This window comes from Clostridium frigoris (assembly GCF_018861865.1).
Lineage (GTDB): Bacteria > Bacillota > Clostridia > Clostridiales > Clostridiaceae > Clostridium_AD > Clostridium_AD frigoris.
The window spans coordinates 1-22,187 of the sequence record NZ_JAHLDV010000055.1 but is presented as its reverse complement, the minus strand read 5'-3'; the positions used below and the strand labels follow the sequence as shown (position 1 = coordinate 22,187).

The window sequence follows — 22,187 nt, the reverse complement described above, 5'->3', positions numbered from 1 at the left end:
TTTTAGTCTTACGACTAAAATATTACTTTTACTAAAGTAATTGACTGGTTAAAATAAAATATTATTTCATTTCTTTACCTATTTCTCTGTTTAATTTTCAAAGACCAATTTGTTTGTCATCATGTGACGACTTCTACTATTTTACTAGGTATATCTTGTTTTGTCAACATTTTTTTTAATTTATTAAAATATATTTTCAAATCAATAAATATTAACCTTTCAAACCTTACCTTTATCGTTGCTCAACCGCATCGACATATAATATTTTATCATAATATATGCTATACATAATATCTTTTTAACTAATTAAAATAAAATAGGTTTCAAATTCTTCAATTTTTAAACCTTATCTCAATATATCTTATATTGATACACCAGGATAGTTATTTAGTTCGATCTTACCACTACCTAACAACGATATATCATATATAATGATTTTAACAATTATATATATTAAGTATCAACCTTAATAAACTAAAATATACTATTATTTAATATTTTATCTTCAAATATTAATAGTCTACATATAATATAACCAATACCCCTATTAATTAGTACTAACCTGCTTTTACTATTTACTAATAAATAAAAAATAGAGTAACACATCTTTTAATTACTAAAAGTTATATTACTCTAATATAAGTTCGTTATTGATATAAGTCTTCATTAGTATATTAACATCACATTAATTTTTGAAAAATTATTATAAATATTACCCCTGGCACTCCTAAAAATCCTGAAATCAGTGCCGTTACAGCATTAATCGGAATAGTTATTCCTACAAAGTTCGCAAGCAGCAACAGTAATACACCAAAAACGCAATTCAATATTAATTTAACTAATATTTTCAGTGGCCAAGAAAAAAACTTGACCACAATTAGCATACCTACTATGCCAATTAAAAAATATAATGCAATGTCCATATCTAATTCCCCCTATGTGAATCTTTGTTTCTATTTATTAACAGCATTGAGATCTTCAATCATATAACTAGCATCGATAGTTACATCTTTTCTTCTAGCTTCTAATAAAAAATATATGTACCTAGCTTTAGATTGATCTTCTCTATAAATTGCATAGTCTACAAGTTTGGGGTCGTCTACTACTTGAAAATATTCCTTTGAACTTTCCCATTCAAGTTTAGCTTCCTCTAGTTGCACAATAATATCTTTCTGCTCCGATGTATATTTAGCAGTCGAAAGCAATATTCCAATTATTTTTTTTCTGTTCATAATAAAAAACCTCCCATTTTATATCTTTTATCAATTATTGACATAAAACAGGAGTAATATTCTATATTTCTTTTCTTCCTTCTAATGCTTTAGAAAGAGTTACTTCATCTATATATTCTAAATCTCCACCAACTGGAATCCCATGTGCAATCCTTGTTACTTTTGCACCTAATGGCTTTAATATTTTAGATATATACATCGCTGTAGCTTCCCCTTCTATGTTAGGATTAGTTGCTACTATTACTTCCTCAACTTCCCCATTAATTCTTCTTATAAGCTCTCTTAACTTTATATCTTCAGGTCCTCGTCCTGACATAGGTGATATCGTTCCATGAAGAACATGATATACCCCATTAAATTCCCTTACTTTTTCCATAGTCATAATATCTTTTGGATTTTCCACTACACATATAATACTCTTATCCCTGTTAGGGTTTGAACAAATTGAACATGGATCTGTATCTGTAAAACTCCCACATACAGAGCAATATTTTATGGTTCCTCTGGCTTTTATAAGTGCACCAGCAAACTCATCTACTTCTTCCTTAGGAAGGTTTAATACAAATAATGCAAGCCTTTGAGCTGTCTTTTTCCCTATTCCAGGAAGTTTAGCGAATTCTTCTATAAGTTTTTCAATTGCTACTGGATAAAAATCCAATTTAGTCACCTCATAACTGTTTTATTAAAACATTCCCGGCATGTTCATTCCGCCTGTTAACTTACCCATTTCATTACTTGACTCATCTTCTGCCTTCTTTAACGCTTCATTACAAGCACTCATAATTAGATCTTCAAGCATTTCAATATCATCTGGATCTACTACTTCTGGTTTTATTTTAACTTCAACAAGTTGCCTTTTTCCATTAGCCACTGCAGTTACTGCTCCACCACCAGAGGATGCTTCAAATTTCTTATCTCCTAAATCCTTTTGCATATCTTCCATTTGTTTTTGAAATTTTTGAGCTTGTTTCATTAAACTATTCATATTTCCACCCATACCTGGAAATCCGCCTTTTGCCATAATAGCTACCTCCTACATATTTGTTATTTAAGTTATTTTTATATTTATCTCCTCTAGATTTTTAGCAACTAAAAGTTAAGTATTTATAATCTAAATGGATACATGTTACCAATCTGTTATAGCTTTTCTATATTATTATATACTAATACCTATAATAATTTCCATTAATTAAATAAATATTTTTTTTAAATAATTTAGATTTATTCAAGATTTAATTAATGTAGTAATTATTATATATTTGTGTAGTATTCTATACCTATTCATCTAATATTTCCACAACATCTTCTCCAAATGTCTCTTTTAATATATCCTCTGGTGATTTTTCCTCTATCTCCTGAGCTTCTATAGTATATTTTATTTTCACTGGCTCTTTTAGTAGCTCTGAGAATATTTCTTCTATTACATTTTTATTTTCTTCTTTTTCAAGCCTAATTTTATTAAAAGCATATTGTTTTTCATAACCAAGTTCTATTATCCCTCCATTACAAGATAAAATTTCTCCTGTCATTAATGAAGCGTATATAACCATATGCCTTCTAGTCTTAAACATGTCTAAGATATCCTTAAACGACTTTTTCACAATTTCTACCGTTAAATTAGAATTAGCATTATGAATTTGTACTGGTCTTATTTCTGTTTTTTTCTTTACCTTCTTTTCTACATTAGAACCATTATCTTCAGGAGATCTATGTGTTACACTTTCACATGCAACAGTTATCTTACCCTGTTTTATTATTTCTTCTAACTTATTTACCCTGGCTAATAGTACCTCTTTTGATGTATCATATTCAATTTTACACATCTTAATAACTGCAAGCTCTAGATAAATTCTATTTTGTTTACTCCATTTGGCCTTTTGCTCTGCATCTTGAAGTATTTTTATGTTTCTCATGATTTCCTCTACCCTAATTTTAGCTGCCTGCTTCTTTAAAATTTCTATGTTTTCACTAGACATATCTAAAATATCATAAGCATCATCACTTACCTTAACCATTAAAAGATTTCTCATATGTGTAGTCATATCTTTTATAAATACATATACATCCTTGCCACTAGAAACTATTTCATTTATACCCTTTATCGAAGTTACTATATTTCTATCTATTATACTATCTGAAAGCTTTATAATACTTTCATTAGTTACAATGCCTAGCATTTCTACAACATTATCATACTCTACCGTGCCCTCATTCATTGATATTGCCTGATCTAGAATGCTTAGGGCATCTCTCATTGCTCCATCAGAGATTCTTGATATTAATTTCAAACTATTATCTTCGGCAAAAACGCCTTGCTCCGTAACTATTTTTCTAAGTCTATCAAATATATCTGAACTTTTTATTCTCTTAAAATCAAATCTTTGACATCTCGACAATATCGTTATTGGAAGTTTTTGAGGATCAGTTGTTGCTAATATGAATATTATGTTACTAGGTGGCTCCTCTAGCGTCTTTAGGAAAGCATTAACTGCCCCTATGGATAACATATGAACCTCATCTATAATGTAGACCTTATACTTAGCCTCTTGGGGAGGATACTGAACATCTTCGATTATATCACGTATATTATCTACTCCATTATGTGATGCCGCATCAAGTTCTGTAACATCTATTGCTGTTCCTGCATTTATCTTTTTGCACATTTCGCATTCGTTGCAAGGTTCACCATTATCTGAGTTTAAGCAATTAACCGCTTTTGCCAATATCTTAGCGGTCGAAGTTTTTCCAGTCCCTCTTGTCCCACATAAAAGATATGCATGAGCTATTCGATCGCTATTTATTTGATTTTTTAAAGTTATAGTGACATGCTCTTGACCTACTACATCTCCAAAAGTTCTTGGTCTCCACTCTCTATATAAAGCCATATATGCCACAAATTTCACCTCTTTTAAATAATAGTATTTATTTTATTTTAAACACTTATTAATTTGTAACCCCATCTTAGAACAATCGCACTCACTTATTTACTTAATTATATCATTAATGTTGTTTTAATTCACAAGTAAAAAAAAGATACCTCTAAAGGTATCTTATATTTCTTATGTAAACCGTACACCTCGCTTCGATAAATAAACTATGCGCGATACCTATACAGTTAGCTCAAATCAGGTTGATCCACGGCACATGAAAGTGTCCACTTACCGCTGCTTCCTTCCGAATCTCACGGGGTTCATGAATTTTCATTGCGTGGGGCCCAATTCTCAACACCACTTATATAAGTCAGACCACACATTTTATAACCTTGGCGAGGAATTCACCCCTGCTGTAGCGGATTGCAGGTTGAGGGCACCGCTAACTCCCCGGCTAGTACGGAAATATAAACTGGCGGAAAAAGAGGGATTCGAACCCTCGGTAGGGTTGCCCCTACACACGCTTTCCAGGCATGCTCCTTAAACCACTCGGACATCTCTCCATAAAGTATTTAACTTTTTTGTATATACATCATTAGTGCAACATAAATAATTATACTATTAATAAAGGTTAATTTCAATAGATATTTATTAATATATTATTAAGAATTTTATAATATATTAATATCACATTATATAATATTTCACATCTTACTTAAATATATACATTTAGTATTAATTTTTTTGTTACTAATCAATACTAAATTAATAATGCGGATTTCTTTTTCTATAATTTATTACAATAAAAATGATCCACAAAGCAATACCTGATAAACTTATTAGCTGCGCTACTCTTATACCCCCTAGCATTAAACTATCAGTTCTTAACCCTTCAATAAAAAATCTCCCTAAAGAATATAATCCTATATAAGTGAAAAATACGGTACCATACTTTAATGCCTTTGTTAGTAAATAAATTAATAATAGACATACAGCTACATTCCATATTGATTCATAAAAAAAAGTCGGGTGATAATACACTCCATCTATTAACATACCCTTCTGTATAAAATTTGGGAATATGCTTATAAATCCCTGCGTAACTGGCCCACCATGAGCTTCACTATTAAAAAAATTCCCCCATCTGCCTATAGCTTGCGCGATAATTATAGACGGCGCTGCAACATCAGCAAATTTTAACAAATTCTCTTTTTTATATCTTGTATATATGTATGCTGTTATCATTCCAAATATAATCCCACCATGGATAGCAAGCCCTCCTTGCCGTATATTAAAAACCTCTATTAAGTTATCTTTATATTGACTAAATTCAAAAATAACATAATAAGCTCTAGCTCCAACAATAGCTATAGGAAATGATATTAATACAATATTTAAAAACTCATCATAATCAAGGCTTTTTAACTTGCATGTACAATTAGCCAATGTAATTCCAATCATCATTCCTATCGCAATAAAAATACCATACCATCTAATATCTAATCCAAATATATTAAAAGCTATTGGATCCATAATTAATCTCTCCTTCATCGTACAGTTTTAATAATTATTTATAAAAAATACATATTATAATAAAAAATCAAATATAGCTTAAATTTACTTATATATAATTAGTCTTATCTCAATTGTCTTTGAATATGATAAAAAAGTAAAGATAAATATACATAAATACTTTTTTTATTAATTATGGGTTAAATTCTAATAGATTTCATTAAAATTTCTAATTACACGTAAAAATCACTCCTAGTAGCAAATTTAAATGTTTTGCTAGCTAGGGGTGATTTTTACTTTATGAATTTATACTATACGTTGATTTCATTTTTAACAACAACATCTTTCTTTAATATTGAAATCATAATACCAGTTACTATTGCACCCGCTAGTATTGCAATTATATATCCAACTAAATTAGTAACTGCATGAGGAATAAACAAGAGAAATATACCACCATGTGGAGCTATTATAGCCGACTTAAATATCATAGATAACGCCCCTGCAACTGCAGCACCTGCCATTGTTGAAGGTATTATTTTAAGTGGATCTGCTACAGCAAATGGTATTGCACCCTCTGTTATAAATGAAGCTCCTAATGCCCAAGCAGCTTTTCCTGATTCCCTTTCTTCTGCCGTGAATTTCTTTTTTGCTATTACTGTTGCAAGAGCAATTCCTAGTGGAGGAGTCATTCCTGCCGCCATTACTGCTGCCATTATCATAGAACCCTGCCCTGCTACCAAAGTAGACACTCCAAAAGTATATGCCGCTTTATTAAATGGTCCACCCATATCAAAAGCCATCATTAAACCAAGAATAATTCCGAGAAGTCCTGCGTTTGCTCCACTTAGATTAGTTAAGTATTTTGACATTACCATAGTTAAAGCACTTACAGGTTTTCCAATAACATATATCATTACAAGCCCTACTACTAATGTCGATAAAACAGGTAATATTATAACTGGCATTAAACCTTGTAATGATTTTGGTAATTTTATTATTTTCTTTAAGAAAACTACAGTATAACCAGCTATGAAACCTGCTGCCATTGCACCTAGAAATGCAGCGCCTAAAGTTGAAGCAAGCAAACCACCAACCATACCTGGTACAAGACCTGGTCTATCTGCTATAGAGAATGCTATAAACCCTGCAAGTATTGGATACATAAGTGCCATGGCATTACTGCCACCAATGGTCTTTAATGCTTCTGCTATAGATCCTGGAACTTTAAATGCATATATTCCAAAAGCAAAAGAAAGTGCAATTAAAATACCTCCTGCAGCTACAAAAGGAATCATATAAGAAACTCCTGTCATAAGATGCTTATAAATACCTTTTCTCTCAACCTTTTCTTCTTTTATTTCATTGCCTTGTTTTGAAGCATTTTTATTTTCTAATTTTATGTCTATTGCTTTCTGTATAAGACCCTTTGCATCTTTAATTGCATCTTTTACCCCAACTTCAATTATAGTTTTCCCCACAAAACGTTCCTTTGAAACGTTAGTATCTGCTGCAATTATTACAACTCTTGCTTCCCTTATTTCTGCCTCTGTCAATTTGTTTTCTGCCCCCACAGATCCTTGAGTCTCTACTTTAATTTCTACTCCCATTTCTTCTCCAGCCATTGAAAGAGCCTCGGCTGCCATATAAGTATGTGCTATCCCTGTTGGACATGAAGTTATTGCTACAAATTTCATAAATATCCCCCTCTTAATTTTTTCTTATAAATCAAAATTTATATTTTATAAAAAGCTTTATATTTAACATGTAATGTCTATTTTTCTAATAAAGTGATTACTTCGCCTGCACTACTTGCTTTCATTAAGCTTTCTCTTAAATCTTTATGCATTAATTTTCTAGAAAGCTGGCTTAATATTTTCAAATGCTCATCACTTGATTCTTCAGGTACTGCTATTAAAAAGAATATATGGGCTAATTCATCATCCATAGATTGATAATCAATTCCATCCACGCTTCTTCCAAACACTAATGCTGCCTCTTTAACTCCACTACTTTTTCCGTGGGGAATTGCTATTCCCATACCTATACCAGTTGAAAATTCCTTTTCTCTATCTGATACAGCCTTCATATATTTATCCTTATCTATTAGCTTGCCATTCTCATCTAACATTGTTGCCATCTCTATAATTACATCCTCTTTTGTTTTACTCGTAAGCTCAAGTTTAATTAAATTAACATTTAATAATTCAGTTATATTCATTAATAATCATCCTTTCTTATAGGTATTTTATAGTTACTTGTTTTTTTAGCTCTTCTATATCAATTAACCTTCCTGTCTGAGTCCCCTCAGTCATTACATTAGCAGCGCTGGTTGCACAAGCAAGTTTCATAGTTTCTTCAAAACTATAATCATTTTCAATTCCTACAGCCATTGCTGCAACCATTGAATCTCCAGCCCCAACTGTACTTTTAACTTCTACCTTTAGACCAATTACCTTTGCAATTTTATTTTTACTTATAACTAATGACCCTTCTGCCCCTTGCGAAATCACTACAAATTTAACTCCATACTTTAGTATCTTTTTAGCAGTTTCAATAACTTTTTCCTCGTTATCAAGGCTAATTCCAAATGCCTTTTCAAGCTCGCAAACATTTGGTTTAACTATATAGGGCCCAGCTTTAATTCCCTGCATTAGCATGTCACCATCTGCATCTAATATAACCCTGCCACCCTTGCTTTTTACATCTTTAATTATTTCACCATATATATTACTGCCTGCTCCATTTGGGACACTACCAGACAAGATTACTAAAGATTTTTCACTACAATACTCAATAATTTTTTCTTTTATATTAGCAATATTATCTGTTGTCAGACTGGTACCGTTCTCATTTATATCTGTATGAGTATTATTAACTTTATCAACTATTTTTATATTAGTTCTAGTTTCTCCATTTACAGATAAAAAATCATTATTAATATTTGAATCCTTTAAATAATCCTTTATTTGATTTCCGCTATTTCCACCTACAAACCCTAGAGCTAAGCTTTTATACTGTAATTCCTTAATAACTTTAGATACATTAATTCCTTTTCCTCCAACATCAACTCTTGTGGATGTGATTCTATTGACATTACCAATTTTAAAGTCATCTATTTCAATAGTTTTATCTATCGCCGGATTTAATGTCACTGTTATTATCATTTGCTCACCCCCATGATTATTTTGCTTTAATAATCTTTACATCTTTTTCTACAAACTGTTCAAGTATTGCATTGTCTATTTGGTTGTCTGTAATTATAATATCAACACTATCTAAATTGACGATTTTAGAAAAGTATACTATTCCAAATTTAGTATGATCACATACTACTATAGTTTGATCTGCAATTTTTATCATTTCTCGTTTTGTATTAGCTTCAATAATATTGGGTGTAGTTAAACCATTAATGCTGCACAGACCATTCGTTCCTATAAATGCCTTATCAACTCTGAAATTTTTGAGTGCATTATCTGCTACTGGTCCTACCATTGCTCTTGTCTCCCACCTAAGTGTACCTCCCGTAATAATAACTTCAACGTCTCTTTTTTTAGCAAGCTCATATGCTACATCCACAGAATTTGTTAAAACGGTTATATTTTTAGCTGTTATTTGCCTAGCAATGCTAATTGTTGTTGTACCTGCATCTAGTGCTATTGTATCTCCATCTTCTATAATTGATGCTGCAAGCTTTCCAATAGATTCTTTCTCATCATAAAACTTATCTATTTTTTCTGAAAAGGTGGGTTCAAATTTAGTGTTTACATTTAGTACTGCGCCACCATGAACTCTTTTAATTATTTCATCCTCTTCTAACTCTTGAAGATCACGTCTAATAGTAACTTCTGACACTTCATATTGCTGAGATAGATCGCACACCTTTACTTTTCCATATTTATTTAAACTATTTATTATTTTTGATTTTCTTTCTTCAGGAAACATATAATTTATTCTTCCTTTTATTTTATTTTTTTTTAATATACTTGTGTTCGTTTATGGTTTATTTTTTATTCGTTTGCTTTCACTTGTGTTCATTTTAATATATTATGATAACGTTGTCAATACAAAAAATGTTATTTTTTTATTTTATTTCAAAAAAATAAAAACGAAACCCATTGGCTTCGTTTTTATTATATCAACACCTATTAAAATATCTAATTTATCATTACAATTATCTTAATTTTCTTTTTCTTTTTCTAATTCTTCTTTTAAAATATCCTTTATCATAGGTGTACATCTATTACCTCTACATCCACCTGAACCTGCTCCTGTTACCTTTTGAACATCTTCTAATGTTTTTGCACCATTTTTTATAGCTTTTTTTATTGTAGCCTTTGATATAACTTTACACAAACATATTTTAGTAAGCTTATCAAGCACTTTCTTATTTATATTGTTTTCCATAATTACTTCTCCTTCAGATTATCTTTTATCTTTAAAAAAATTAGTTAATAAATTACCACATTCCTCATTATATAACCAATTTATTTCTGTCCAATGATTTAGGTCATCATTTTGAATAACATTAATAACGGACCCACAAGCTCCTACACTAGGATCAAAAATACCTATATATAGCTTTCTTATCCTAGACTGTAATATAGCCCCTGCACACATTGGGCATGGTTCTAAAGTTACATACATATCACATTCAGTTAATCTCCAACTACCTAAAATTACGCAGGCTTTTTTTATAGCCAAAACTTCCGCATGGGCAGTAGAATCTTGCATCGTTTCCCTTAGGTTATGTGCTCTAGCAATTATTTTATTATCTTTTACTATGACCGCACCTACAGGAACTTCATTTAGTAATAATGATATTTTTGCTTCTTTTAATGATTCATGAATAAAATATTCTTTCATGTAAACCCCTTATTTTGTAAATAATTATTTCTAAATAATCTTTATTCCTTACAGTATACTTCTTAAATAAAACATTTTCAATACAATTACACTTATATATCTTTTTATACCAAATAACACTAATTATAAAGTTAAAATAATTCACAAATAAAAAAACTAGCAAAGTATTACTTTACTAGTTTTTTGGTGCACACAAGAGGAGTCGAACCTCCGGCCTTCCCCTTAGGAGGGGGACGCTCTATCCAACTGAGCTATGGGTGCATATTTTATTTCTACTTCAATATAATATTACACTTTCATAAATATGTCAACCTATTGTCAGTTAAAAAAATGGATTCTAAAAAATATTTGACATACATATTGCACTGTTTATCTATTATTAGAATTTTAATTCACTTAATAGTATATACTATTAAGTGGAGGTGTTTTAATTGAATAATGATATAAAAAATTTTTTTCTCGCTGGAATAGGCTCTGCAGCATACACTTTTGAAAAGGCAACAAATTTAATAGATGATTTCGTACAAAAGGGTAAGCTTACCTTAGATGAGGGCAAATGTTTATCTGAGGAACTAAAACGAACTGTAAAAGAAAAAAAAGAAGAAGAAATCACTTTGACAAAAGATAAGAATACTTTAACAAAAGAAGATATGATTTTACTTCTAAAGGATATGAATTTTGCAACTAAAGAAGATATTGAAAATGTAAATAAAAGATTGACAAATTTAGAAATAAGTCACTCATGATTTTACAAATTCAACTCTAATAAAAGTCCTTATTTTATATAAGGCTTTTATTTTCAACTACATATGTTAAAGAAAATTTAAGTGAGGTATAAAATGAGACGAAGTTCTGTTAATCGATTCAAAAAAATTGTTAAAGTTCTTGGTTCTTATGGCTTTGGATATATTGTAGACTCTAAGTTTAATAAGCAAAATAAACTCCCTGAAAATTTAAGAAAAGCCTTTGAAGAACTTGGCCCTACTTTTATAAAAATAGGCCAAATATTAAGTACCAGACCAGATTTATTATCACCTGATTATATAACTGAACTTTCAAAGCTCCAAGATAATGTACCTCCAGAAAGCATTGAAACAGTAAAAAAAGTATTTTTAGATCAATTTGCAATATCAACTACTGAATGCTTTAAAACTTTTGACGAAAAACCTTTAGCCTCTGCATCTATTTCTCAAGTACATAAAGCCACGTTAAGAGATGGCCGAAAAGTTGTGGTAAAAGTTCAACGCCCTGATATTGCAGAAAAAATGAAAACAGATATTTCTATATTGATTCGTATAGTAAAGTTCGCTAAAACAAAATTTGCTGATGCACTAATTGACCCAGAAGAAGCGCTTCACGAAATACTTCTAACAACTGAACTTGAGCTAGATTTTAACAACGAAGTTAAAAACATGGATAAATTTAAAAGTTTTAACAAAGATATAACATTTTTATATGTACCTTATGTTATTAAAGATTTATCAGGCACTAGAATTATAACCATGGAAAGAATTTATGGTTTTAAAGTCGATGACATGAAAAATCTTCTAATTGGCCATTATGATGTTGATGATTTAGGTAAAAAATTAGCTTTATCTTACCTAAAACAAATCCTACAAGATGGTTTCTTTCACGGCGATCCGCATCCTGGAAATATATTTATATGTGAAGGCAAAATTTGTTTTATTGATTTTGGAATTATGGGTAACCTTTCTAACTCCTTAAAATCATCCTTAAATGATATGATATCAGCTATTGCCCTTAATGACATAAACAAAATGATTTCCGCTCTTTTAACTGTAGGAATAAGAAAGGGATATGTAGATAGAAATAAACTCTATGAAGATTTAGATTACCTTATTGTAAATTACCTTTCAACATCTTTAAATAATATTCAAATTTCTGTTATGCTTTCAGAAGTTTTTGATATAGCTAGGCAAAACAACATTCGCCTGCCCCGCGATTTTACACTTTTAATAAGATCTCTTGTAATATTAGAAGGTGTAATCGCAAGCATCGCACCTGATATAAAAATAATAGATATAGCTATACCTTATGTAAAAAATAATAACAAATTTTCTATATTAGAAAATTTGAATTTCAACACTTTACTTATCCATTCATATTCATTTATGAAAGACTCATTTAGGCTTCCCTCAAAAATCATAGAATTATCTGACAGCTTAATAAGTGGAAGGGCTAAACTTCAACTTGAACACAAAAATTTAAGTACCCCTATAAGCGAGCTAAATAAAGGTATAAATAGATTGGTTTCTGCTCTTATTATTTCTTCTACTATCATAGGGTCTTCTACAATTTTAAATTCTAATATAGGTCCTAAAATATATAACGTTACAATTATTGGTATAACTGGTTTTTTAACTGCAGCCTTTATGGGCTTTTGGTTATTAATTTCTATAATAAAATCTGGTAAATTATAATAACAAAATATAATCTTATTACAATAGAGGTGTTTTTATGATTAAATATTACAACAGAAAAGAAAACAAGTATGAAACTGAAAAGGTAGCTGGTGAAAAATATTTAAATTGGTCTTATTCTTCTCCTGCCGGCAAAGGACTAGTTGAATTACTACTTAAGAAAAAACTTTTTTCAAAATTATATGGTTTTTATTGTGATACAAAAACAAGTTCTAGAAAAATAAAAAATTTTATTAAAGAATTTGACATTGATATGTCTAAATATGACAGAAGTTATAATGAATACTCCTCTTTTAATGAGTTTTTTATAAGATCATTAAAACCAGGTGCACGAAAAATTGATAAAAATAATAATACTCTTATCTCTCCTTGTGATGGTAAAATATCAGCTTATGAGAATGTTAACTTAAATAAAATAGTTCAAATTAAAGGCTTTACATATTCACTTAAAGAACTACTACAAGATGATAAAACATACAATTCATACAATGAAGGTACCTGCTTAATTTTTAGATTGTGCCCGACTGATTATCATAGATTTCATTTTATTGATAATGGCATATGTGGTGATACTACTAAAATAAAAGGTCATTATTATTCTGTAAATCCAGTTGCTCTAAAAAACATAAAAAAATTGTTTTGCCAAAATAAAAGAGAATGGAGTATATTTCACTCAGACAATTTTGGAGATGCTATTTATATGGAAGTCGGTGCAACATGTGTAGGCACAATTGTTCAAAGTTATAGCAATGGCTGCAAAGTTGTAAAAGGAGAAGAGAAAGGGTATTTTAAATTCGGTGGCTCAACAGTAATTATATTATTCAAGAAAAATGCTGTTAAAATTGATGAAGATCTTCTAAATCAATCCCGTTTAGGCTTTGAAACTTCTGTACTGATGGGCGAAAAAATAGGACTGAAATAATCTTTCAGTCCTATTTTTTATGATATTTTAAATTTCGAGATTATATCTCTTAATTTTTCTGCGCTAATTTTGTTGCCACCAGTAGTGTTTTTTATTGCTTCCGTTTTATTTACAATATCAATACTTTTATCCGATATACTAAATATACCTTGTGATCCCTCATTAACTGTACCTGCTACTTGATCTATTGCTACTACAATCCCGTTTATTGATGTATTTAATTGTTGCGCTGTCTCATCAAATTCCTTCATGAAATTATTAAAATTTTCTGCATCGTCTATATATTCCTTACCTGTACCCATAATAATCTCATAATTCAGTGAGACCTCTTCATCCATGAAATCAAGCATTTTAATAGCACAACTTGATAGGTTTTTTACAGAATCATTTACAACTTTAACTACATTCTGGATGCTAGCTGCTGTTGCTCCAGATTGCTCAGCAAGCTTTCTAACCTCATCTGCCACAACTGCAAAGCCTCTTCCTGCTTCTCCAGCTCTTGCAGCCTCAATAGCTGCATTTAGTGCTAGTAAATTAGTTTGGCTAGTTATGTGTAATATTGAAGTTGCAAGTCCATGAATCTCCTCAACTGATTTTGAGCTCTCTATCGCAACTTCTAACTGCTTCTTTATTTTACTATAAATCTTATCGGTCTCCTCTTTAGACCCAGTAGTACCCGTAGTTATCCCCGTTGCCTTTTGAACAATATTTTCAGATAAATTAATTCCTTCTGAAGCCTTTTTGGCTATATTGTTTACCATATTTTTCATTTCTCCAGAAGAAGCAGAAATTTCCTGTGCAGTAGCCGCTGTCTCTTCCATTCCAGCTGATAAAGTTTCGGTTTCACTTGAACTTTCTTCTGCCTTAATTTTTAATATACTTGAAAGTTCTTCAACAGTATGTTCATTGTTACTTATATTTTCTGATGCTTCTATTAAATCCTTTACAACACCTTTTAATGTCTTTCTCATATTAACTATAGTCCTAGCTATAGTTCCAAACTCATCATTTATTTTAATTAAACCTTCTATATCTTCGTCATCGCTTAAATCTAATTTAGAAGTTTTATCAATTAACAATGTTACTTTTGATAATGGTTTTATTAATACCCTAGCTATAACTATACCAACTAATATAGAAATAATAATTACAATTGCTGATATTGTATAAATTCCTTGTGCCAATTGATTTACCGCTTGGCCGATCCCGTTTTGATTTGATATTATTTGTGATGACTTTATATATGTAAAAATAGAAATTGTCATCATAGATATAGCTATTAATATCCCAAAAAATAAAGGTATTTTCTTCCTAATCGACATACCCCTTTTATTACCTTCGCTATCATGTTTTTTTACTAAATTTAAATTTTTAACACTCATTAAGCCCCTCCTCATTTATGTTTAAATACATTTTAAAAATATTGTTTAATACATATTAACATAAAATCCATACTTTGTATTATGTTTGTTAAATATACTATAATATATCTATCGAGTATTAATTGATAATACTTGAGCCTTTTAAATTATTTTATATAATATAAAAATACCGTGAAGAGTAGACTTTTTTAATTCTATCTACTCTTCACGGTATCTATTATAATTTAGGTGTATTTTTATCTAGTTAAAATTACAACTTCTTCTTTTTCTTCTTACCATACTGGATTAGTTCCTGTTAAATAGGACATAAATGCGGCCAATATACTAAATACAAAGCAGATTTGCCATTATAAATAATATTATTACATATATATTAAACCAACCACTAAAGCCACCTAATGTTAATGTTATTTTTTATATTTATACATAAATTTCATTATTAAAATTGTATCATCATATATAACTATTGATCACGTGTACTTCCCTATAATTTAAATTTAAGCACCATCTCATTAAGTCTTTGGGCCATTTCAGCTTGGTTTTGAGCTGTAGATGCAATCTGTTCTACCCCTTGTGAGACCTCGTCAATGCTTCCTACTATAACCTCTGTACTTTCAGAAGAACTTTGAGCAAGCATAGACATATTTTGCATTCCACCATTTACTTCACTAATAGTTGTAGTAAGTTCTTCTGTCATTGAAGCTATTTCCCCGGACATAGTACTCATAAAATTGGCATCATCATAATATTTGATTCCCATTTTACCCATACCTTTGAGCTGAGGTTTAACATTCTCTTTAATAAATGCCAATACTTCATTACTATTTTGGGAAAGATTTTTAAATGCTCTTTGTACTCCACCAATAGTATCTTGAATGCTTACAACAGCCTCTGATGTCTGCTCTGCAAGTTTTCTAACTTCTTGCGCCACAACAGCAAATCCTTTTCCCTGAGAACCAGCTCTTGCGGCCTCAATAGCGGCATTTAATGCTAATAAATTAGTTTGCTTAGAAATACTTGCAATGGTGGCTGCCATTACTAATATATCATCAACAACACTACCCTCTTCTATAGATTTCAAAATACCTTTTTCCTTGTCACTAAACACCTTCTCTATAGTTTCAATAGCCTCTTTTCCTTCTTTTTGAACACCGATTGCTCTTTCTTTTGCTTTTGCTGAGTTATTATTTCCTTCTATTGACTTTCCTGATAATACATCTATCTTAGAATGCATTGTTTTAGAAGATATTATTATTTTATCTGAAGTAATACTAGTATCTTTAACCTTACTTGCAATCTGTTTTGTCTCATTATTTATTTGTTGAAATTTTGCTGTTAATTCTTCAACTGTGGCAGATAGTTCTTCACTTGAAGCACTTAAATCCTGAGAATTTTCTAATATACTTTTTATTAGAGTAACTAATTCTTTCTTCATAAGAATAAACGCATTTGCAAGCTGACCTACCTCATCATTGGATTTTAGCAAATTATCACAACTATGATCTTCTGCTAAGTCAAACTCTGCTGTTTTTTTAACAAGTTTTGTAGTTAAAATAATAGGTTGTGATATTTTTATACTTATCCACCACCCTATTATGGAGAACATAATTGTAAGAAATAAGGCAAGACAAATAATTACTTTCTTTAACCCACTTATTTTATTAAAAATGTCTGAGTTTTTAACAGATATAACCATAATGTTACCATTTATTAATTTGCTATAACCAAAAATATTTTCTTCACCATTTATTTTTCCATATGTAAAACCTTTAGAATTATTTCCCATAATCGTTGCAACGGGTTTTAAATCTCCATTTTGAATTTTTCCTAAGTTATCTTTAATTGTGTATTTTTTATCTACTAAAAAATCATATTTATTATTCAACAAAAATGCATAACCACTATCATAAACATTTATACCATTTATCATCTTAACGTAATCACTAAAGAATAAATCAATAGCAAGAACTGCAACTAATTTATTATCCTTATAAATTGGTTTAGTATAAGAAATTCTCATGTCATTACTAACAGATTTTCCACTTGCATTAACATGTGGATCACTCCATATACCTTTTTTGCTGTTCACAGGATTATAGTACCAATTCATACTTGGTTTATTTTCATTGAAATCTGATAAAATAAACTTACTATTTTTCTTAAACTGTTTATTTGTGACTGTTCCTTCATAGCAAATTTGGTATAAACCCTTTGTAATACCAGGATTTAGTATTAAAGTAATACCTAACCCCTTGTCTTGACTCTCTCCTATTTTTTTAATTGTAGGATCTAGTGATGCAACGTAACCCTTAGTATATTCCGGGTCTGTGTTTGCTTTATTCTCATCGAATGTTGTTGCAAATATATCTCCTACAGCATTTGCAGTATTTTCGGTGTTTAATAACAACTTATTTACTTCACTTGCCTTAACTTCTGAAATATCAGTAAGTCTTGTTTCCGCTTCACTTTGTATAACATTCTTACTCTCTACAATACATACTGCAGCTATGATAAACGAAGTTAATAAACAACAAACTGTAATAGCCGCTACTATTTTGTAGCCTATACTTGATTTTAGTTTTATTAATAGTTTCAATAAATTTACCCCCTATGTCGTCTCGTACTATATAAAGTCATATTCCTGAAACTATAAAATATTTAATCAGATAACACGCCTTATACTATCTTCGTCCATATGCCTTTAATCTTTACATCGTTACCTTATTAGATATATTTTTATTAGTACAAAACATTAAATAAAAGGACCTTGAAAATTTATTATTTTCAAGGTTCTTTCTTAGTATAATTATAATCAAATTTGCACTTTATTTTTTACCTTTTTTTGATAATATTTTTAAACCTATAAGTAGTCCAGCCCCAATTGTAGATGCAATTCCTGTATATACTGCTACTTTACTTGACATTGTTTTAATTTTGGGTTTTTTAACTGAATTATGATAATCTTCCATCAAATTTTCATACTGTTTCTTATTGATATTTCCTACACCTATACCCATAACTTCACAATTCATGCCTGCAAAATAATTGATTTTTTCTGTTATGTAACAGTTAAATGTATGTATTTTATCAGGTGTTGAACTTCCATCATTCCATAATTCAACTCCAAATAATTCTTCATATATAAATTGATGTTGAAAAATAACTAAAGAGTAATTACCTCGTTTTGAGTGAACTACATTAGTATATCCATTTTTTGCTATTAGATTGTCAATATTTCCTTTGTATAAAACTAAAATGTTGCTAGATGAATTTTCGGTCTTAATTTTATCAAATAATTCTCCACCATCAAATGAATAAAATAGTTCAACAGTAGTTATATTGTTTTTTACTAATGCTAGTTTGATTATATCTATATATGAATCAATATATTTTATATCTTCTGGAGTTTTATTTTTGTAATCACTTATTACATTTTGAATTTTTTTATTGAATATGCCTTTAATAAGTCCCATTTTTTATACCTCTCTTCTTCCTTGTAAGTTTTGTTAGTCTTACTAGTTTATCATATATTGCCCTATTTGTTCGATTACCATAACATATATTTTTTAAATTTTATAAATTAATTATATATTGTATTTATTTATATAAAAATAAGTTAACCCTGCCTCATTTTTATAAGTTACTACAGGTATAAGTATAACTAAAATCACATACATTGAACTTATCTTATTTTATATAAAAATATTATTAAAAAAATATTATTAAAAAAAATATGAAGATTACTAAATTAATAGTAATCTTCATATTTTACAGTTGCATATCCTGCAATTATTCTTTATTGTCCTAAAGTAGATTCTATAGTTGTAAGTAAGTTATTACTTGCATCGAATAATTTAATGCTTACTATATCTCCAGCGACTTTAGCTGGGAATACTACTGTAGCTGTTCCTAATAGAGATACTGCTGATAATTTGCTTGTACCAGTAACTATTTGATATTGTGTAGCTAGTGGGTATGCTTTAACACCATCAGCTGTTAAAGTTACGTTTGCTACTGCTCCAAAGTTTGCTGCTTTTTTAATTGTTGTTACAACTTTTGCATCAGTTTGTACTGGTACAGCACCTACTGTTGAAGAAGTTATTGCACTGAAAGTATTTGTATTACTATATTTATTTACTCCATTAACAAATTTATTTGCTCTAACTTTGTAGAAATAAGTTTTATTTGCATCTAAGCCTTTTAAATCAAAACTTGAAACTGTATTTGCTCTTCGTGCTATAAAAGAATATGCACCATTAAGTGAAGTTGCTTGATATATATCATAACCATCAACACCTTCTAATAGATTCCAAGAAGTTGTTGAAGATGTAGATGATGTAGCTACTGTTGAAGTTCCACCTACGGTTAATAAAACTGGATCTACTGGGGTAGTACCTACTGTTGAAGAAGTTATTGCACTGAAAGTATTTGTATTACTATATTCATTTACTCCATTAACAAATTTATATGCCCTAACTTTATAGTAATAAGTTTTATTTGCATCTAAGCCTTTTAATTCAAAACTTGAAACTGTATTTGCCCTTCTTGCTATAAACGTATATGAACCATTAAGTGAAGTTGCTTGATATATATCGTAACCATCAACCCCTGATAATAAACTCCAACTAGTCGTTGTAGATGTAGGTGATGTAGCTACTGTTTTAGTTCCGTCTACTGTTAATAAACCTGAAACTACTGGTATAGTACCGGATTGTCCTATAACAACATTTGAAGTGTTTATTAATGTTCCACTTGCATCAAATAATTTAATTGTAACTGTATCTCCCTTCACTTTAGCTGGGAATATTGTTGTATCTGTTCCTAAGTTAACAATTGCTGATAAAAAACTTGTACCATCAATTACTTGATATTTAGCTGCTCCTGTTTGAGTTGAAGTAACATTTATTACTGCTCCAAAACCAGCAGATTTTACCGTTGCTGTAGTTCCTACAGTTACTGGTGGTGTGACTATTGTAGTTTGCCCTACTGTTGCAGATGATGTTGCACTAAAAGTATCTGTATTGCTGTATATATTTTTACCATTAATGATTTTATTTGCTCTAACTTTATAATAATAAGTGTGTCCTTTAGTTAGACCTTTTAATGTAAAACTTGAAACATTACCTAATTTTGATATATATGAATAGTTACCATTAAGCGAAGTAGCTTGGTATACATCATAATTAGTGATTCCAGCTAAACTACTCCACGTAGTTGTAGTAGATGAAGTTGAAGCAGATACAGTTTTAGCACCTGTTACTGTTAATAATGTTGCATTTGCTTGTACTACAGATTGTTGTACCCCATTAGATGTTGTTGCAAATGTACTAGGTGCTTGAACTAGCCCCAATAATAATACTGCTGTAGGTATTAACATAAATTTTTTAATTGTCATAATTATCACTCCTTTATTTTTATTAACAGTGTTTTTATTTGATTTAATATTTTAATCTTACTTGTATTTTTTATACCCCCCAACTAAATACGTTATTATTACAATATAGTTTAATTTTTACATAAATTATAATATAAGTATACTTAAATTCATATACAGTTACTTGTTTTATTTATAAATATTACAGATAATAATTATAGTGATAGATTTTCCTTCTGAAAGATCGTTAAACTCCAAAATAAATAAGCCTTGAAAACTTAATGCTTCCAAGGCTCTTACTTTATGTGATCATAACTCAATTTTATACATGCTTCTGTATATTTCTTGTTTATACATATTTCAAAAATAACAAAACCCAGTAACCATTACAGTTACTGGGCTTCTATGGTGCGTCGGACAGGAGTCGAACCTGCGACCAACTGGTTCGTAGCCAGCTACTCTATCCAACTGAGCTACCAACGCATAAACTACATTCCTATACTACCATATTATATGATAAGAGTAAAGTTTTTTTACAAATTATTGTTCATAAATTCTTCTATCAAAATTCCCATACTTATTACATCTCTGTAACTTCCATATGAAAAACAAGCTTTTCTTTTCTTTCCCTCGACGATAAAACCACATCTTTTATAACACTGAATTGCCCTTAGATTGAAATCTAATACTTGTAGCTCTACTCTATGTGCGGCCATATTCATAAATAAGTATTGTAACAACACTTTTATAGCATCTTGTCCATATCCTATATTCCAAAAGCCTTTATCTATAGTTATACCTAGTGTATATACATTTTACATTCATTACTTTCTTTAAAGGTTATATATCCTACCAGTATTTCTTTTTCATTTACAATGCTAAGATATTTTTTATCAAGGTTAACGAATTTATTGAAATTGTTTAATATATCTTCTTTAGATGGAGGTAATCTAAATTTACCATCAAGTTTTCTAACATCCTCATTACACCAAATATCATAAAACATATCTAAATCTTTTCGTGCTACGCATCTAAGTGATACTTTATTTCCTTTTAACATACTTACTCCTTATTTCTTATAATAATTATATTTTTAGGTATCTTTAAACAAGTTAAAATAATACAGATATTTATTTTATATAATAAAATAAAAACATCTAACAAAAGTTAGATGTTTTTGGTGGAGAAGGAGGGATTTGAACCCTCGCACCAGTTGCCCAGTCTATACCCTTAGCAGGGGCACCTCTTTAGCCACTTGAGTACTTCTCCAGGCTTAATATTACTTTGTTACAAAATGGTGGAGGAAGTGGGATTCGAACCCACGGTACGCTTTCACGTACGTCGGTTTTCAAGACCGGTGCCTTAAACCAACTCGACCATCCCTCCATGTCTTATGCGACAAGATTTATTATATCAGCATGTTTATGCCATGTCAATATATTTCTTAATTCTTTATGATCCGTTTATGATAATGTCTTAGTATACCATTTTTGATTATGTCCCAAACAGACAAAAATATAGTGTAGAATTACCTCATAAGAATTTATAAATGAGGTGTTCGTAATCAGAAAGGTAGACTTAAGTATGA

The 22,187-nt window shown here is 30.0% G+C and carries 21 protein-coding genes, 5 tRNA genes and 1 other RNA gene; 3 read left to right on the top strand and 24 right to left on the bottom strand.

The window, feature by feature from the left end; all coding sequences use genetic code 11:
* Positions 1-680: 680 nt before the first annotated feature.
* From KPL37_RS16355 to KPL37_RS16285, 15 genes are all read right to left on the bottom strand, one after another.
* A complete protein-coding gene (locus KPL37_RS16355) occupies positions 681-923 on the bottom strand; it encodes a pro-sigmaK processing inhibitor BofA family protein (protein WP_216151073.1) in 243 nt (80 codons plus the stop codon).
* Between the two features lie 30 nt (positions 924-953).
* A complete protein-coding gene (locus KPL37_RS16350; protein ID WP_216151072.1) occupies positions 954-1,232 on the bottom strand; it encodes a DUF2508 family protein in 279 nt (92 codons plus the stop codon).
* A 61-nt stretch (positions 1,233-1,293) separates the two neighbouring features.
* Positions 1,294-1,890 (bottom strand): recombination mediator RecR, encoded by a 597-nt coding sequence (gene recR / locus KPL37_RS16345; RefSeq protein ID WP_216151071.1) that lies wholly within the window; start codon positions 1,888-1,890, stop codon positions 1,294-1,296.
* A 24-nt stretch (positions 1,891-1,914) separates the two neighbouring features.
* Positions 1,915-2,253, bottom strand: coding sequence for a YbaB/EbfC family nucleoid-associated protein (locus tag KPL37_RS16340; protein ID WP_216126535.1), 339 nt, complete (start codon positions 2,251-2,253; stop codon positions 1,915-1,917).
* 256 nt (positions 2,254-2,509) lie between these two features.
* On the bottom strand, positions 2,510-4,126 hold the full coding sequence (dnaX, locus tag KPL37_RS16335; RefSeq protein ID WP_216151070.1) for a DNA polymerase III subunit gamma/tau: 1,617 nt from the start codon (positions 4,124-4,126) through the stop codon (positions 2,510-2,512).
* A 174-nt stretch (positions 4,127-4,300) separates the two neighbouring features.
* Positions 4,301-4,565, bottom strand: an RNA gene (ffs, locus tag KPL37_RS16330) — signal recognition particle sRNA large type.
* A gap of 10 nt (positions 4,566-4,575) precedes the next feature.
* Positions 4,576-4,665, bottom strand: a tRNA-Ser gene (locus KPL37_RS16325).
* Between the two features lie 202 nt (positions 4,666-4,867).
* A complete protein-coding gene (gene lgt / locus KPL37_RS16320; RefSeq protein ID WP_216151069.1) occupies positions 4,868-5,635 on the bottom strand; it encodes a prolipoprotein diacylglyceryl transferase in 768 nt (255 codons plus the stop codon).
* 290 nt (positions 5,636-5,925) lie between these two features.
* Positions 5,926-7,311 (bottom strand): PTS fructose transporter subunit IIC, encoded by a 1,386-nt coding sequence (locus KPL37_RS16315; protein WP_216151068.1) that lies wholly within the window; start codon positions 7,309-7,311, stop codon positions 5,926-5,928.
* 77 nt (positions 7,312-7,388) lie between these two features.
* On the bottom strand, positions 7,389-7,835 hold the full coding sequence (locus tag KPL37_RS16310) for a PTS sugar transporter subunit IIA (protein ID WP_216151067.1): 447 nt from the start codon (positions 7,833-7,835) through the stop codon (positions 7,389-7,391).
* Positions 7,836-7,851: 16 nt separating this feature from the next.
* Positions 7,852-8,781 (bottom strand): 1-phosphofructokinase, encoded by a 930-nt coding sequence (gene pfkB / locus KPL37_RS16305; RefSeq protein ID WP_216151066.1) that lies wholly within the window; start codon positions 8,779-8,781, stop codon positions 7,852-7,854.
* 16 nt (positions 8,782-8,797) lie between these two features.
* Positions 8,798-9,559, bottom strand: a complete 762-nt coding sequence (locus KPL37_RS16300; RefSeq protein WP_216151065.1) for a DeoR/GlpR family DNA-binding transcription regulator — start codon at positions 9,557-9,559, stop codon at positions 8,798-8,800.
* A gap of 234 nt (positions 9,560-9,793) precedes the next feature.
* Positions 9,794-10,021 carry a (2Fe-2S)-binding protein gene (locus KPL37_RS16295; protein WP_216151064.1) on the bottom strand — a complete coding sequence of 76 codons (228 nt, stop codon included), beginning with the start codon at positions 10,019-10,021 and terminating at the stop codon, positions 9,794-9,796.
* 18 nt (positions 10,022-10,039) lie between these two features.
* On the bottom strand, positions 10,040-10,480 hold the full coding sequence (locus tag KPL37_RS16290) for a nucleoside deaminase (protein WP_216151063.1): 441 nt from the start codon (positions 10,478-10,480) through the stop codon (positions 10,040-10,042).
* A gap of 184 nt (positions 10,481-10,664) precedes the next feature.
* A tRNA-Arg gene (locus tag KPL37_RS16285) sits at positions 10,665-10,741 on the bottom strand.
* Positions 10,742-10,911: 170 nt separating this feature from the next.
* On the opposite strand from KPL37_RS16285, the gene KPL37_RS16280 reads away from it, so the two are divergent.
* The 3 genes from KPL37_RS16280 (at position 10,912) to KPL37_RS16270 (ending at position 13,843) form a co-directional block, all read left to right on the top strand.
* Positions 10,912-11,226: a phasin family protein gene (locus KPL37_RS16280; protein WP_216151061.1), complete on the top strand. Its 315-nt coding sequence runs from the start codon at positions 10,912-10,914 to the stop codon at positions 11,224-11,226.
* 93 nt (positions 11,227-11,319) lie between these two features.
* Positions 11,320-12,921 carry an ABC1 kinase family protein gene (locus KPL37_RS16275; RefSeq protein WP_216151059.1) on the top strand — a complete coding sequence of 534 codons (1,602 nt, stop codon included), beginning with the start codon at positions 11,320-11,322 and terminating at the stop codon, positions 12,919-12,921.
* Between the two features lie 37 nt (positions 12,922-12,958).
* Positions 12,959-13,843, top strand: coding sequence for a phosphatidylserine decarboxylase (locus KPL37_RS16270; protein ID WP_216151057.1), 885 nt, complete (start codon positions 12,959-12,961; stop codon positions 13,841-13,843).
* A gap of 17 nt (positions 13,844-13,860) precedes the next feature.
* On the opposite strand, the gene KPL37_RS16265 is transcribed toward KPL37_RS16270, so the two are convergent.
* The 9 genes from KPL37_RS16265 to KPL37_RS16230 all read right to left on the bottom strand — a co-directional run bounded on the left by KPL37_RS16265 (position 13,861) and on the right by KPL37_RS16230 (position 21,985).
* A complete protein-coding gene (locus KPL37_RS16265) occupies positions 13,861-15,225 on the bottom strand; it encodes a methyl-accepting chemotaxis protein (RefSeq protein ID WP_216151056.1) in 1,365 nt (454 codons plus the stop codon).
* Positions 15,226-15,709: 484 nt separating this feature from the next.
* A complete protein-coding gene (locus KPL37_RS16260; RefSeq protein ID WP_216151055.1) occupies positions 15,710-17,821 on the bottom strand; it encodes a methyl-accepting chemotaxis protein in 2,112 nt (703 codons plus the stop codon).
* A 229-nt stretch (positions 17,822-18,050) separates the two neighbouring features.
* Positions 18,051-18,698: a hypothetical protein gene (locus KPL37_RS16255; protein WP_216151054.1), complete on the bottom strand. Its 648-nt coding sequence runs from the start codon at positions 18,696-18,698 to the stop codon at positions 18,051-18,053.
* A gap of 323 nt (positions 18,699-19,021) precedes the next feature.
* Positions 19,022-20,620 carry a fibronectin type III domain-containing protein gene (locus tag KPL37_RS16250; protein WP_216151053.1) on the bottom strand — a complete coding sequence of 533 codons (1,599 nt, stop codon included), beginning with the start codon at positions 20,618-20,620 and terminating at the stop codon, positions 19,022-19,024.
* A 385-nt stretch (positions 20,621-21,005) separates the two neighbouring features.
* Positions 21,006-21,082, bottom strand: a tRNA-Arg gene (locus KPL37_RS16245).
* A 50-nt stretch (positions 21,083-21,132) separates the two neighbouring features.
* On the bottom strand, positions 21,133-21,348 hold the full coding sequence (locus KPL37_RS19905) for a GNAT family N-acetyltransferase (protein WP_343216296.1): 216 nt from the start codon (positions 21,346-21,348) through the stop codon (positions 21,133-21,135).
* A gap of 50 nt (positions 21,349-21,398) precedes the next feature.
* Entirely contained in the window at positions 21,399-21,659 is a 261-nt protein-coding gene (locus tag KPL37_RS19900; protein WP_246578339.1) for a hypothetical protein, read from the bottom strand.
* A 118-nt stretch (positions 21,660-21,777) separates the two neighbouring features.
* A tRNA-Ser gene (locus KPL37_RS16235) sits at positions 21,778-21,868 on the bottom strand.
* Between the two features lie 26 nt (positions 21,869-21,894).
* Positions 21,895-21,985, bottom strand: a tRNA-Ser gene (locus KPL37_RS16230).
* Between the last annotated feature and the right edge of the window lie 202 nt (positions 21,986-22,187).